Raw genomic sequence first — 14,288 nt, 5'->3', positions numbered from 1 at the left:
CCCGATAACGTTCGGCGATGCCCTTGATTGAGACGCGAGCCCTGGTCAAGGAATTCCGGCGACTACGCCCGAAGACCGGGCGCTTCGCCACCGTACGCAAACTGTTCAGCCGGGACTACGAAGCCATCCGGGCCGTGGACGGCATCGACTTCGCGATCGAACCCGGCGAGTTGGTCGGCTACCTGGGGCCCAACGGGGCCGGGAAGTCCACCACCATCAAGATGCTGACCGGCATCCTGACCCCGACCTCGGGCGACATCGAGGTGGCCGGGGTGGTGCCGTACAAACACCGGCAGCGCAACGCCCGCAACATCGGGGTCGTGTTCGGACAGCGCACCCAGTTGTGGTGGGACCTGCCGCTGATCGACTCGTTCAAGCTGATCGGCAAGCTCTACCAGGTCCCCAAGGCGAAGTACGCCGAGAACGTGGAGCGGTTCACCGAACTGCTCGACATGTCGTCCTTCCTGGACACACCGGTGCGGCAGCTGTCGCTGGGCCAGCGGATGCGCGGCGACCTGGCCGCGGCGATGCTGTACGAACCGCCCATTCTGTACCTGGACGAGCCGACCGTCGGCCTGGACGTCATCGCCAAGGAACGCATCCGGGAGTTCATCGCCGAACTCAACGCCGACACCGGCACCACGATCATCCTGACCACCCACGACATGGACGACGTGGAACGACTGTGCCGCAGGCTGATCCTGATCGACCACGGGCTCGTCCTGTACGACGGGCCGGTGGGGCCGCTGAAGGAGAAGTACTCGCCGCACCGGGAACTCGCCGTCCAGTTGACGCACCCGGCCGACGTCGAGGTCCCGGGCGCCGAGGTCGTGTCCCATGAGGGCGGCGCGGTGCGACTGTCGTTCGACCCCACCACCACACCGGTGGCGAGGCTGATCGCCGAGATCTCGGCCCGGTACGAGATCACCGACCTGTCGGTGTCCGAACCGGACCTGGAGGACGTGATCAGGAAGATGTACGCCGAACGCGGTGACACCGGATGACGCCGCGCATCGCGTACCTGGGCACCCGGTTCAAGGCGCTGCTGGCCTACCGCTTCGAGATCATCATCTGGCTCATCGGGCCGCTGCTGCAGATGCTGCTGCTGGCGACGGTGTGGCGCGCGGTCTACGACGGACGATCCACTGTCGACGGCGTTTCGCTGGCGGTGATGACGACCTACGTCACGATCTCCACGATCCACTCGCTGATCGCGCACGACGACATGGACGACTGGGTGCACGAACGCGTCAACACCGGCGGCGTCGGCGTGGACCTGTTGCGGCCGTTGCCGTTCATGGAACAGACACTGTGGGGCAGCGTCGCGCAGCTGGGCATCAAACTGCTGATGATCGTCGTGGTGCTGCCGGTCGGCGCGGTCTTCGCCGGACTGTCGGCTCCAGCACACCTGGGGTTGTACCTGATCGCGGCGGTACTGGCGTGGCTGGTCAACCTGTGCATGTACCTGCTGCTGTCGTCGATCGTGTTCTGGACCCTGGAGGTCCACGGCCTGAACTTCATGTACTTCGTCGTCAACGCCTTCCTGTCCGGAGCGCTGGTGCCGTTGTGGTTCATGCCCGACTGGCTGGCGACCGCGCTGTCGTGGCTGCCGTTCCAGGCCATCGTGTTCACCCCCGCGTCCATCTACGTCGGACAGTTGACCGGGACCGCGGCCTGGCAGGCCATCGGCGTGCAGTTCACCTGGCTGGTGCTGCTGAGCGCCACGGCCGTGCTGGTGTGGCGACGCGCCGTCCGCAAGACCGTGGTGCAGGGAGGTTAGGACGATGTGGTGGCAGTTGCGGGCGGCGGTGATCCTGTACGGCGGCGCGGTGCGCTGCGTGGCGCAGTACCGGGCCGACCTGGTGTTCAGCATGATCGCCGGGCTGCTGTTCCAGGGCTCGGGTTTCCTGACCGTGTGGGTGATCCTGGCCCGCTTCGACGCCATCGCGGGTTGGAGCATCAGCGACATGGCGCTGCTGTACGGGATGCGGCTGTGCTCGCACGGCCTGTGGGTGGTGCTGCTCAGCCCGCTGAGTCAGCTGAGCCGCTACATCCGGGAGGGCACCTTCGACAGGTTCCTGGTGCGGCCGGTCAACCCGCTGGTGCAGCTGATGACCACGAGGATCTGGTTCGCGCCGGTCGGCGACCTGATCGGTGGCATCGTGCTGCTGGGCGTCGCCGTGACCCTGGTGAACGTCGAGTGGACGGCATGGAAGGTGGCCTTCCTCATCGTGGCCCTGATCGGCGGCGCGCTGCTGGAGGGCGGGGTGCAGCTGGGACTGTCCTGCACCAGTTTCCGCTTCGTCAAGGCCGACCAGCTGCGGTTCACCACCGACCAGATCTTCTCGATGTTCGGCAACTACCCGGCGAAGATCTTCGGCGGCATCGGGCTGTGGGCGCTGACGGCCGTCATCCCGGTGGTGTTCGTCGCCTACCTGCCCGCGTCGGTGCTGTTGGGCCACGCCGAGGCCACCGGGCTGCCGAGCTGGCTGGCCTACGCGTCGCCCCTGGCCGGTCTCGTGGTGACCGTCGTGGGCTACCGGATCTGGATGTACCAGCTGCGCAACTACACCGGCACCGGGACATGAGAAGGGCCGCACCTCCCCTCCCCGGGAAGTGCGGCCCTTGTTGGTGGCTTTTGGGGTCAGCCCGCGTTGCGCGGGCGGCGGTGCCGACCGTGGTAACGCTTGGGACGCGGCGAGGCGCCCGGGTGCGCGTTTCCGGCGGGAACCGCTTCGATCGAGGCGGCTTGGGGCGGAACGGTCGGTGTGCTGTTGATGGTCATGGTTTCCCTCCTTCGTTGACCCCGCCGACAAGACACTCCCCTTTTCGGCGGGATAAGAGAACCATAGAACTTGAACACCGCTTTATGCCAATGAGAATTGACGAGCATCACTAGAGACCCTCGGCCCTATCCTCGGTATTTACCCGCTCGTCCCCCAGGTGTTATGGAAATTGATCAATACGATGCTGCTTCGTGATCTCACTTTAAGTGGCTTTAGTAGCTATTCCCGTCTCCGCTATGGACGATTTCACAATCGTTTGTTGATTGGTGTGACGTATTCGTGTTAGATCAACGGAACTGTCCGTTTCCGAAGCGAAGGATCCCCCTCATGTCCTCCCCCACCTTCCGCCGTCGCACCCTGTTGGGGGCGACGGTGGCCGCCGCCGCGCTGTCGGGCGGCACCGGCTTCGCCGCGACCGCCCACGCCGGAACCCGCGCCAAGGAGGAACCGTTGATCGGACCCGCCACCGGCGAACAACTCCACGTCATGACCTTCAACGTCCGCTGGGACACCGACCCGTCCCCCCACTCCTGGGCCGAGCGCCGCATCCTCATCAAGGAACTGCTGGGCCGGGAACGCCCCACCATCCTGGGAACCCAGGAGGGACTGCTCCACCAGGGACAGCACCTGCTGGCCGACCAGAAGGGCTACGACTGGGTCCACCTGTCCCGTCGGGGCGGCGGCGAGGACGAGGCCACCGCGGTCCTGTACGACACCTCCCGGCTGCGCGTCACCAACTACGGCCATCTGTGGCATTCGGACACTCCACAGTCCATGGGCTCGACGACCTGGGGCAACGAGATCCCCCGGATGATGACCTGGCTGCGGTTCACCGATTCCGCCTCCGACAAGGAATTCGTCCTCGTCAACACCCACCTCGACCACAAGTCGGCCCCGTCCCGTGAGAAGAGCGCCGCCCAGATCAAGGAACTGGTCGCCTCCTTCGACGTCCCGGTGCTCGTGACCGGCGACTTCAACACCGCGCAGGGCACGGCTCCATACACGACCCTCGTCGACGGAACCACCCTTGAGGACACCTGGGAGACCGCCGAACAGCAGCTGACCCCCGCCTACGGGACCTTCAACGGTTGGAAACCCGAACCGGTCGACGGCGGCGACCGCATCGACTGGGTCCTGGCGACTCCCGGTACCGCCGTGGCCAAGACCGCCGTCAACACCTGGTCGGTCGACGGCCTCACGCCCTCCGACCACTGGGCGGTGCAGTCGCTGGTGACGCTGGCGTAGAACGCCTTAGGCCCGCCACCGCATGATCGGTTTCTTGTCCATGGTCTGGATCTCCAGCGACGCGATATCCTGCGGTTTCCAGCGCGTGAACAGGACCACCCGGGTGGAACCGTCGTCGGCTCCGGTCCAGCTGCCGGCCACGTCGGTTTCACCCTTGGTGTTGGTGACGACGAGCCGGTAGGCGTACTTGCCGCCGTAGCCGCTGTCGGGGTTGTCGTCCGTGTTCTTCTCGTCGCAGGACAGCTCGATCCGGGTGCCCTCGTTCTGGGGGATCATCCCGGCCTCGCTGGTGATCTGCACCGCCGCGATCGGTTGCAGCGCGACGTCCAGGGACGGCGCGGTGGCCTCGGAGGTGAACAGGTTCACCGCGGTGAGGGCACCCACGGCGAACAGCGCCACGGCCGCCGCGGTGACGACGACGGCGCGAAACAGTCGGCGGCGTCGGTCTTTTCGGACCTTTCTCACCAAAGTGGGCAGCAGGGTCTCGGGCGCCGGTTCGGCGGACAGTTCCTCCACCGGGGCATGGGCCAGCACGCCCGGCAGCTCGGTGAACTCCCGTACCGTCGCGGCACAGGACTCGCACTCGGGCAGGTGGGCTTCGAAACGTTCCCGCTCAGCGGGTTCGAGCGCGCCGAGCACGTAAGCCGCCGCGTCGTGCGGGAATGCGCAGTCGCTCATCGTTCCTCCCTCCTGACCACTCCGGCTTCCTCCAGCGCCAACTTCAGCGCCCGCAGCGCGTAATGGAGCCGCGATTTGACGGTTCCGGCCGGTATCGCCAGTTTCTCCGCCGCCTCGTTCACACTTCGTCCACCGTAGAAGCACTCCATCAGCACCTCCCGGTGGGCCGGGCTGAGTTTGCGCAGCGCCTCCACCACGAGCAGGCCCTGCAACGCCGAGTCGACGTGATCGGCGGCGTGCCGTTCCGGCAGCGTGTCCGTGATCACCTCCGGGCGGTTCTTGCGGTACCGCCACTCGTCGATGACCCGGCTGCGCAGCGTGCGGTACAGCCAGCGCCGCGCGTGGTCCGGCGAGGACGCCAGCACCCGCGAGTTCCGCCAGGCCCGCAGCAGCGTCTCCTGCACCGCGTCCTGCGCCCGCGCCTCGTCGCCACCGGTCAGGCGGCACGCGTACCGCCACAGCGCGTCGGCGTGCTCGGCGTGCAGCGCGTGGATCAGCTGCTCGTCGGCCGACATGGAAGCACTCAAGCCGGTGCTCGGTGTGGCTTCGTCCATGCGCGTCCTCGTCATCGGTGCCGCCCGCGCTCTCCGGTACCCGCCGAAACGAGAGTCCTCATAACGGTGTGTACGACGCCGGACGGCCGGTGGTTCAAAAATATCCTGAGACATTGAACCGGTCGAGCACCACGTGCGTAGTGCATACCAGGCGGCCATTCGTCGCCGGGAACTTCAAGAGCATGGATGTGATGGACAGTGACTGATCTCGACACCTCGACGGCACTTACCGAGCGGGCCAGGACACTGGCCGCGAACGTGATCAGCACGTCGCGGCGCGGGGTGCTGTGCGGCGCCGTCGGCGCCTCGGCCGCCGCGGTGCTGGCCGCGTGCGGTGGCAGTACCGACGACACCGGCAGCGGGGACAAGGAGACCAGCGAGGACAAGACCAGCGACTCCGGCGACAGCGGCTCCAAGGCGCTGGCCAAGGAGGCCGACATTCCCGAAGGGGGCGGCAAGGTCGTCGACGACCTCGTCATCGTGCAGCCGGAGAAGGGCACCTTCAAGGCCTTCGACCGCGCCTGCACCCACAAGGGCGTGCCGGTAGAGGCGCCCAAGGACGGCGTCATGACCTGCCCGAAGCACGGATCCAAGTTCAACGTCGACGGCACCGTCGCCGGTGGCCCGGCCACCAAGCCGCTGGCCGAGGTCAAGGTCACCGTCAAGGACGGCGAGATCTTCCGGGCCTGATCGCCAGACTCAACCCACGGCCCCGAGCGCGTGGCGGCGGGTGTGGGCCCTGTGCCAGCATCGGTGTCGTGAGCCTGGCGCCCGAGGACTTGGTGCGGCGGCTCGCCGTCTATCGCGACGGCGAGCCGCTGCGGCACGTGCACGCGGTGCCCGCCCGGGTGGCCGAGTTCGCCGACTGGCCGGACTGGGTTCCGGCCGAACTGCGGGAGAGCCTGGCGGCGGCCGGTATCGAACGGCCGTGGCGGCACCAGATCGAGGCGGCGCGGCGGGTTCACGACGGGAAGCACACCGTGATCGCCACCGGCACCGCCTCGGGCAAGAGCCTCGCGTACCAGTTGCCGGTGCTGTCGGCGCTGGCCACCGACGAGGGCGCCTGCGCGCTGTACCTGTCGCCGACCAAGGCACTGGCCGCCGACCAGGCGCGGTCGGTCAAGAAGCTGGCGTCCCCCGGCTGCGTCGCCGCCACTTTGGACGGTGATACGCCGTACGAGCAGCGACAGTGGATCGGCAGGCATGCCAACCTGATCCTCACCAACCCCGACATGCTGCACCACGCGATCCTGCCCCGGCACGACCGCTGGGCCCGACTGCTGCGGCAGCTGCGGTACATCGTCGTCGACGAATGCCACGCCTACCGGGGCGTGTTCGGTTCCCATGTGGCGCTGGTGTTGCGGCGACTGGCCCGGCTGGCGCGCCACCACGGCGCCGACCCGGTGTTCGTCGCGGCCTCGGCTACGACCGGCGACCCCGCCCACGGCGCGTCCCGGCTGCTGGGCGTCGAGGTCGAGGCGGTCACCGAGGACCACTCCCCGCACCCCGGGGTCACCTTCGGACTGTGGGAACCGCCGCTGCTGCCCGACGTCACCGGCGAACACGACGCGCCGGTGCGCAAGTCGGCGCTGACGGAGACCTCGCAGCTTTTGGCCGACCTGGTGTCGCGCCAGGTCCGCACCGTCGCTTTCGTACGGTCGCGGCGCGGGGTGGAGCTGGTGTCCTCGCTGGCCCGGGAATCGTTGGCGGGCACCGGAAGATCGTCACGGGTGGCGGCCTACCGGTCCGGTTACCTGCGCGAGGACCGTCGCGCCCTGGAGAACGACCTGCGGGACGGACTGCTGCTGGGCGTCGCGGCCACCAACGCGCTGGAGCTGGGCATCGACATCGCCGGACTGGACGCGATCCTGCTGTGCGGCTACCCGGGAACGCTGGCCTCACTGTGGCAGCAGTCGGGCCGGGCCGGACGCGGCGACATCCCGGCACTGGCCATCCTGGTGGCCCGCGACGACCCACTGGACACCTACCTGGTCCACCACCCCGAGGCGGTGTTCTCACGGCCGGTGGAGGCCACCGTCCTGGATCCCGCCAACCCGTACATCCTCGGCCCGCACCTGCTGTGCGCCGCGTACGAGCACCGACTGTCCCCGACCGATGTGGACCTGTTCGGTGGCGAGATCGCCGAGGAACTGCTGGGCGAGTTCGCCGCCGCGAAGATCGTGCGGCACCGCAAGACCGGCTGGTTCTACGTCGCCCGCGACCGCCCCGAGGTCGGACTGCGCGGCGGCGTCGGCACCCCCATCGACGTCATCGACACCGAGTCCGGCGAACTGCTGGGCACCGTCGACACCGCCTCGGCCCACACGCTGGTGCACCCGGGCGCCGTCTACCTGCACCAGGGTTCGTCCTATCTGGTGGAATCCCTCGACGAGGAGGACAGCGCGGCCTTCGTCACCTCCGTCCGTCCCGAATGGAGCACATACCCCCGGGACACCACCGACCTGCGCATCCTCAAACTGCGCCGCTACGTCGACGCCGGACCTATCGGCCTGTGCTTCGGCGACGTCGAGGTCACCAACCAGGTCGTCGGCTACCAGCGCCGCAAACTACCCGGCGGCGAGTTCATGGACGAGGTCCCACTGGCACTGCCGCCCCGCACTCTGCGCACCGTCGCGGTGTGGTGGACGATCAGCGAGAACGCGATCCTCGACACCGGACTGTCCAAGACCGACATACCCGGGGCCCTGCACGCCGCCGAACACGCCGCCATCGGTCTGCTCCCACTGGTGGCCACCTGCGACCGCTGGGACATCGGCGGCCTGTCCACCGCCGGTCACCCCGACACGGGGGTCCCGACGGTGTTCGTCTACGACGGCCACCACGGCGGCGCGGGCTTCGCCGAACGCGGCTACACCGCCTGGCGGGACTGGCTTTCGGCCACCCGCGACGCGATCGAAGCCTGCGGCTGCGAGTTCGGGTGCCCGTCCTGCGTGCAGTCCCCGAAATGCGGCAACGGCAACGACCCGCTCGACAAGGCCGGGGCCCTGAAGGTGCTGGAACTGATCCTGGCCGCCGAACCCCGGCACTGACTCAGTCGCCGCGCCGCAACACCAGGGTCTGACGGCTGTCGGTCTCGGTCCCGCCCATGGCGATCCACAGTGCCCGCATCTCGGTCGCCTCACGAGCGGTCTCGCCGGTGAACCGCTCGTGATCCCACGTCGAAGCGACCTCCACCCCCCGGGCCAACAGCGCGCTGCCCAACCCGCAACCCCGGTACTGCCGCAACACCGCGAGCATCCCCAGCCGGGGCGAGGCCCCCGGCCGATTCCAGAACCGCACCAGCCCGGCGTACTCGCCGTTGGTGTCGTCGACGGCGATGATGTGGGCGGCGGGATCGAAGTTCGAAGCCCCGTGCGTGTGCTCGGCGAACCACTTCAGGTCACCGCGCCAACCCTCGTTGCCCCGGATATCCTGACGCAAAGTATTGTCCAATGTAAACCAGCTGCGCCCGTCGGCCTGATCGGCGGTGATCAGGCTGAACCCGTCGGGCAGCCTGGCCTTGCGCAACGCCACAGCGGCGGTGGTGAACCGGGCGGCGAACACGTCCTCGGTGTAGTCCAGCCGAAAACCCTCGGCGGTGAAAGCCCGCCGCAGCAACAGATCCGACCCGCTCACGCTGGTGTACACATCGGTCCGAAAAGCGGCCGACGCGGCGCGCACCAGCGGCTGATACGCGATGGAGTCCCGGCAGTCCAGCCACAGCCGCACCTTCCGATCGGGGGTCATCGACGCTGATGCGACACCGATCCCGCGTCCGTTCTCGACCGCGATCCAGCGCGGCCGGTCATCGTCCTGCCGCTCAAGTCGTTGGAGGAGCGCGGCGGTGGTGATCCCGTGCGCTTCGGCGAGCAGCTCAAACTGATCGACGAATTTCTCTATCTGCACGGATAGTGACGTTACTCGGCGTGGGGCAACTCGCCTAGTCCTGCCAGACCAGCACGTTCAGGTGCTCGGTGTGGAGGGCGTCGATCGCTTCCTCGGCCTCGGCCAGGTTCTTCTCGCCCTCGGGTTCGATCGCGGCGACGGTGAAGATGACGAACCGTCCCTCGACATCAACCACGGCACCGGTCTTGCCGTCCTCGGGCATCTCGACACTGAAGCTGACCTTCCCGGGCAACTCCTCGGCGTCGCCAAGTGCCTGCCCACCCCGCTTCGCCGCACCGGCGTCGGGGAACTCCAGGATGCGCTGGTAGATCGTGTAGTGCAGGTCGGCGCGCTCGTACACGCCCTCGATGCCGAACTCGCAGCCCGCTTCGACGACCGCGGACTGGACGGCCTTGTCGGTGGCGATGCTGTCGCAACCGTCGTGATCCCAAGCGCCAACCTGGTCCAGGTAGGTGTCGAGGATGACCTTGTCGCCGTCCTTCACCGTCATGGAGTACCGGCCGTCCTCGTACAACTCGGCGGCGGAATACGTGGGCCCCAACGACTTGGCCCAGTCCACGACGTAGAACACCCCACCGGCCACGAGGATGACGAGCGCGATCGTGACCCCGATGGTCAACTCCCACGAGAACGACACGATCCGCCACAACAGCGACCGCTTGCGCGGCAGCGGTGGCAAATCCACGACGTTCGCCTCATGCACGCTGGCCCCGGGACTGGCGGGCGGCCCATCCGGCCGCGAGGTCCCCGGCCTGGCGACGCGCGGCTTCGCGTCCTCCAGCGGCGCCGCCGGACGCGGCTCCATCACCGACTTGGGCTCCGGTACGGGCACGGCCGACGCCGGAGGCGTCGCGGGCGGCGGGGCCAGCGGGTCGCTTCCGGCGTTGTACGGCGCGAGCGGGTCGGTCACGAAGTCGTCCTAGGATGCGGCAGCGAAGCTACCAGCAACGATAATCGCGGCCGGATGTCAGCGCCGTGGCGTGCGGATGGCAGCTTGGCGCCGCGGGGCGATCGCCAGGGTGGCGGCCGCGACGGTCGCTGTGGCCACGAAGGTGATGCCCAGACCCCAGCCGCTCGCGATCTGACCGGCCAGCGTCGGGCCCAGGATCGTGCCGATGCCGATGAAGAACACCGTCGCACTGAAGCCGGTGGTGGGTCGGTCGGGGAACAGCTCGTAGCTCCACACCTGCAGCAGGCTCGATCCGGCCATGAACGCCGGACCGTAGAGGACGGCCGAGGCGATGACGGCCGCCAGTGAGCCGGGTGCCAGGCCCAGCAGCAGGATCGCCGCCGCCATCGAGGCGAACAGGCCGATGTGGACGACTCGCAGGCCGTAGCGTCCGATCGCGACTCCGGCCAGTGCGCCGAGCATGCCGACCGCGCCCATGAGGGTCCAGAACAGTGGGGCCGTGGAGCGGGTGGAGTCGGCGGCGATGGCCTCGACGGCGAAGGTCCAGTAGATGGCGCCGATGAGCCCGTAGGAGAACGCGGTCAGGTAGTGCCGCGTCACGCCGGGGCGGAGGAACCACGATGGTCCCACGCGCGCTTGGGTTTCGACGTCTGGTGTCTCCCGGCGGCGGGTTCCCGGGAGGATCAGTGCGTTGTAGACGGTGACGGCGAAGGTGATCACCGCGAACACCAGCCAGGCGACCCGCCACACGGGTCCATACAGGAACAAGGCGGCCGGTCCGGCCAGGACGACGCCGAAGGCGGTGCCGCTGGGGATCAGACCCATGACGCGCTGCCGCTTGCCCGGCTCCACCAGCCGGTCGACGGCGTCGGAGTACGGCGCCCAGGCCCAGCCGGGGCTGGTACCCGCCAGCACGAGTCCGGCCACGAGCAGCCACGGACCGGTGGCCAGGCCGACCGCCAGCATGCCGACCGCCGCCGACAGACCGCCGATGACCACCAACGGGCGGGGGCCGAGGCGTTGCGAGAACACGCCGACGACGAGCAGCGACAAAAGGTACCCGACATAGGTGGCCGAGCCGATGAGGCCGACCAGGCCGACCGACAGGTCGAACTCGGCGCGCAGGGCGGGGGCGTAGAGGCCGTAGCTGTAGCGGGCGAAGCCGAACGTGGCGGCGATCATCGCGGTTCCGGCCAGGCCGACCTGCCAGGCGGCCGGGCCCCGGACGGTGGTGGGGCGTTCGATGCTGACTGTCATGTCGATAATGCTGTCACCTGCGCAAACATCGCACCAGTGGCGCGAATGACGATAACCGCTAATATTGCGACATGACCCATCACGTCGCGGTGCTGCTGTTCGACGACACCTCCGGGTTCACCGCCGGAATGGCCGCCGAGGTCTTCGGACGTCCCGCTCCCGAGCCCGGCCTCGACTGGTACGAGTTGTCCATGTGCGCGCAGCGGCCGGGGGTGGTGACGGCGCTGGGTGGGGCCCGCTTCGACACCCCGCACGGGCTGGACGTCTTCGCCGCCGCCGACACCGTCATCGTCCCCGGCGTGCCCAACATGACCGATCCGCCGTCGCCCGAGGTCGTCACCGCCGTGCGGCAGGCACACCGTCGGGGGGCGAGGGTGGTGTCGCTGTGCTCGGGGACCTTCGCACTGGCCGGGGCCGGGATCCTGGACGGGCGTCGGGCCGCGACCCATTGGGCGCATGCCGCCGAGCTGCGCGGGCGCCATCCGCTGGTCGCCGTCGACTCCGACGTCCTGTACATCGACGACGGCGACATCCTCACCAGCGCCGGTCAGGCCGCCGGGCTGGACCTGTGCCTTCACCTGGTACGCAAGGACTTCGGCGCCGCGATCGCCAACCGGGTGGCGCGGCGGCTGGTGGTGCAGCCGCACCGCGAGGGCGGCCAGGCCCAGTTCATCGAGACGCCGCTGAGCGCCGATCCCGAGGACGACCGGCTGGCGGCCTCGATGGCCTGGGCGGCGGCGAACCTCGACAAACCCGTCACGATCACCGTGCTGGCCGAGCGCGCCCACATGTCGCCGCGCCACTACCAGCGCAACTTCGCGCGCAGCACCGGAACCAGCCCGATCCGGTGGCTGATCGAACAGCGGGTGCGGGCCAGCCTGGCGCTGCTGGAGACCACCGAGTCGTCGATCGAGCAGGTGTCGGCGGCGGTGGGCTTCGACACCTCGGTGACGTTTCGGCACCACTTCGCCCGCCTCATGCGCACCTCCCCCAGCGCCTACCGGCGCGCGTTTCGCGGCGGCGCGACAGCGCAGGTATCGTTAGCCGCCGTGTTCACCGTTACCGGGGCTTGTTGATGGCCGTCAATCTCGTCAACCTTGAGGCCGTAGGCAAGGCGTTTCCGAACCGGACCCTGCTCGAAGGGGTGTCGCTGGGTATCGGTGCCAACGAACGCGTCGGGGTCGTGGGCCGCAACGGGGACGGCAAGTCGACGCTGCTGCGGGTGCTGGCGCGCGACGAGCCCGCCGATTCGGGGCGGGTCACACACTCGTCCGGGCTGCGGCTGGGCCTGTTGAGCCAGCGCGACGACCTGGACCCCGACAAGACCGTCCGCGAGCAGGTGCTGCGCGGCATGGCCGAGCACGAGTGGGCCTCGGACGCCAAGACCCGCGACATCCTCACCGGACTGTTCGGCGGCCTGGACCTGCCGGGTCTGGAGCACGGTCTCGACTCGACCGTCGGGCCGCTGTCGGGTGGGGAGCGGCGGCGGGTCGCGTTGGCGCGGTTGCTGATCGGCGAACACGATCTGTTGCTTTTGGACGAACCGACCAACCATCTCGACATCGAGGGCATCGCGTGGCTGGCCCGGCACGTCCGGGATCGACGGTGCGCGCTGGCGGTCGTCACCCACGACCGGTGGTTCCTCGACGAGGTGTGCACCCGGGTGTGGGACGTCCAGGACGGGAACGTGCACGAGTACGAGGGCGGCTATTCGGCCTACGTGCTGGCGCGGGCCGAGCGGGAGCGCATCGCCGCCGTCGAGGCCGGTAAACGCGCCAACCTGATGCGCAAGGAACTGGCGTGGCTGCGGCGCGGTCCGCCCGCCCGCACCTCGAAGCCGAAGTTCCGCATCGACGCGGCCAACGCCCTGATCGCGGACGAACCGCCCGCCCGCGACTCCCCGGAGCTGATGAAGTTCGCCAACTCGCGGCTGGGCAAGACCGTGTTCGAGCTGGAGGACGTCACCGTCACCGCGGGCGACAAGACCTTGCTGACCGACCTGACCTGGCAGCTGGGCCCGGGTGACCGGATCGGGCTGGTCGGCGTCAACGGCGCCGGGAAGACCTCGCTGCTGCGCACGCTGGCCACCGCGGCCCGCGAAGAGCGGCAGCCGTCGACGGGCCGGGTCGTGGTCGGCAAGACCGTGAAGCTGGCCTACCTGTCGCAGGAGGTCGTCGAACTGGACGAGACCTGGCGGGTGCTGGAGGCGGTGCAGCGGGTCCGCGAACACGTGGACCTCGGCAAGGGCCGCACCATGTCGGCCGGGCAGCTGTGCGAACGCTTCGGCTTCACCGGCACCAAACAGTGGACGGTCGTGGGCGACCTGTCCGGTGGGGAACGGCGGCGACTCCAGTTGCTGCGGTTGCTGATGGACGAACCCAACGTCCTGTTCCTCGACGAACCGACCAACGATCTCGACATCGAGACGTTGACACAGCTCGAAGACCTTTTGGACGACTGGCCGGGTTCGATGATCGTCGTCAGCCACGATCGGTACTTCGTGGAGCGCACCACCGACACGGTGCACGCGCTGCTGGGTGACCAGAACCTGCGGATGCTGCCCGGCGGTATCGAGGAGTACCTCGAACGTCGACAACAGCAGCTGTCCGGCGGCGACGAACCGACCCCGACCCGGCAGCGCGCCGGTGACAGCCGCGCCGCGAAGAAGGAGGTCGCCCGGATCGAGCGACAGCTGGAGAAGCTGGCGGCCAAGGAGAAGGACCTGCACGCCGCGATGGCCGAGCACGCCACCGACGCGGCGAAACTGGACGACCTGACCGCACAGCTGACACAGCTGGGCATCCAGCAGGGTGAGCTGGAGGAACGCTGGCTGGAGCTGGCCTCCGACGACTGAACCGAAGGTGCGACGCGGGGCTGGCCGAACGGCCCGACCGCGAAAGTCTTCGGGTGCGAACACCCCGGTCACGTCCGAGAATCACTGGGCGGCAACAC

The 14,288-nt window shown here is 68.5% G+C and carries 14 protein-coding genes; 8 read left to right on the top strand and 6 right to left on the bottom strand.

Annotation, left to right across the window (positions count from 1 at the left end; translation table 11 throughout):
* Positions 1-17 precede the first annotated feature (17 nt).
* From SNAS_RS02615 to SNAS_RS02605, 3 genes are read left to right on the top strand one after another with little or no spacing between them, the layout of a single operon-like run.
* On the top strand, positions 18-1,004 hold the full coding sequence (locus SNAS_RS02615) for an ABC transporter ATP-binding protein (RefSeq protein ID WP_013015812.1): 987 nt from the start codon (positions 18-20) through the stop codon (positions 1,002-1,004).
* Positions 1,001-1,780, top strand: a complete 780-nt coding sequence (locus tag SNAS_RS02610; RefSeq protein WP_013015811.1) for an ABC transporter permease — start codon at positions 1,001-1,003, stop codon at positions 1,778-1,780. Before SNAS_RS02615 ends, SNAS_RS02610 begins: the two co-directional genes overlap by 4 nt.
* Before the next feature lie 4 nt (positions 1,781-1,784).
* Positions 1,785-2,588: an ABC transporter permease gene (locus SNAS_RS02605; RefSeq protein WP_013015810.1), complete on the top strand. Its 804-nt coding sequence runs from the start codon at positions 1,785-1,787 to the stop codon at positions 2,586-2,588.
* Positions 2,589-2,644: 56 nt separating this feature from the next.
* Here the strand turns inward: SNAS_RS02605 and SNAS_RS35610 are convergent, their stop codons facing one another.
* Positions 2,645-2,785 carry a hypothetical protein gene (locus tag SNAS_RS35610; RefSeq protein WP_013015809.1) on the bottom strand — a complete coding sequence of 47 codons (141 nt, stop codon included), beginning with the start codon at positions 2,783-2,785 and terminating at the stop codon, positions 2,645-2,647.
* A 328-nt stretch (positions 2,786-3,113) separates the two neighbouring features.
* Between SNAS_RS35610 and SNAS_RS02600 the strand changes: the two genes are divergently transcribed.
* The gene (locus tag SNAS_RS02600; RefSeq protein WP_013015808.1) at positions 3,114-4,031 is read left to right on the top strand and encodes an endonuclease/exonuclease/phosphatase family protein; all 918 of its coding nucleotides are present in this window, start codon (positions 3,114-3,116) and stop codon (positions 4,029-4,031) included.
* A 6-nt stretch (positions 4,032-4,037) separates the two neighbouring features.
* Here the strand turns inward: SNAS_RS02600 and SNAS_RS02595 are convergent, their stop codons facing one another.
* Both SNAS_RS02595 and SNAS_RS02590 read right to left on the bottom strand, forming a co-directional pair.
* Positions 4,038-4,709 (bottom strand): anti-sigma factor family protein, encoded by a 672-nt coding sequence (locus tag SNAS_RS02595; protein WP_013015807.1) that lies wholly within the window; start codon positions 4,707-4,709, stop codon positions 4,038-4,040.
* Positions 4,706-5,263 (bottom strand): sigma-70 family RNA polymerase sigma factor, encoded by a 558-nt coding sequence (locus SNAS_RS02590; RefSeq protein WP_013015806.1) that lies wholly within the window; start codon positions 5,261-5,263, stop codon positions 4,706-4,708. The genes SNAS_RS02595 and SNAS_RS02590 overlap by 4 nt, the downstream gene beginning before the upstream one ends.
* A gap of 198 nt (positions 5,264-5,461) precedes the next feature.
* Between SNAS_RS02590 and SNAS_RS02585 the strand changes: the two genes are divergently transcribed.
* Positions 5,462-5,953, top strand: coding sequence for a Rieske (2Fe-2S) protein (locus tag SNAS_RS02585; RefSeq protein WP_013015805.1), 492 nt, complete (start codon positions 5,462-5,464; stop codon positions 5,951-5,953).
* Between the two features lie 68 nt (positions 5,954-6,021).
* Entirely contained in the window at positions 6,022-8,313 is a 2,292-nt protein-coding gene (locus tag SNAS_RS02580; RefSeq protein WP_013015804.1) for a DEAD/DEAH box helicase, read from the top strand.
* Position 8,314: 1 nt separating this feature from the next.
* Here SNAS_RS02580 and SNAS_RS02575 read toward each other — a convergent pair whose 3' ends face one another.
* From SNAS_RS02575 to SNAS_RS02560, 3 genes are read right to left on the bottom strand one after another with little or no spacing between them, the layout of a single operon-like run.
* The gene (locus SNAS_RS02575; RefSeq protein ID WP_013015803.1) at positions 8,315-9,169 is read right to left on the bottom strand and encodes a GNAT family N-acetyltransferase; all 855 of its coding nucleotides are present in this window, start codon (positions 9,167-9,169) and stop codon (positions 8,315-8,317) included.
* Between the two features lie 34 nt (positions 9,170-9,203).
* Positions 9,204-10,079, bottom strand: a complete 876-nt coding sequence (locus tag SNAS_RS02570) for a hypothetical protein (RefSeq protein WP_013015802.1) — start codon at positions 10,077-10,079, stop codon at positions 9,204-9,206.
* A gap of 57 nt (positions 10,080-10,136) precedes the next feature.
* The gene (locus SNAS_RS02560; RefSeq protein WP_013015801.1) at positions 10,137-11,336 is read right to left on the bottom strand and encodes an MFS transporter; all 1,200 of its coding nucleotides are present in this window, start codon (positions 11,334-11,336) and stop codon (positions 10,137-10,139) included.
* 71 nt (positions 11,337-11,407) lie between these two features.
* Between SNAS_RS02560 and SNAS_RS02555 the strand changes: the two genes are divergently transcribed.
* Both SNAS_RS02555 and SNAS_RS02550 read left to right on the top strand, forming a co-directional pair.
* A complete protein-coding gene (locus SNAS_RS02555; protein ID WP_013015800.1) occupies positions 11,408-12,412 on the top strand; it encodes a helix-turn-helix domain-containing protein in 1,005 nt (334 codons plus the stop codon).
* Positions 12,412-14,190, top strand: coding sequence for an ABC-F family ATP-binding cassette domain-containing protein (locus tag SNAS_RS02550; RefSeq protein ID WP_013015799.1), 1,779 nt, complete (start codon positions 12,412-12,414; stop codon positions 14,188-14,190). Before SNAS_RS02555 ends, SNAS_RS02550 begins: the two co-directional genes overlap by 1 nt.
* Positions 14,191-14,288 lie beyond the last annotated feature (98 nt).

Source organism: Stackebrandtia nassauensis DSM 44728 (genome assembly GCF_000024545.1).
Classification (GTDB): Bacteria; Actinomycetota; Actinomycetes; order Mycobacteriales; family Micromonosporaceae; genus Stackebrandtia; species Stackebrandtia nassauensis.
The sequence above is the reverse complement of the archived record's forward strand: the minus strand, read 5'-3'. Positions and strand labels throughout refer to the sequence as shown.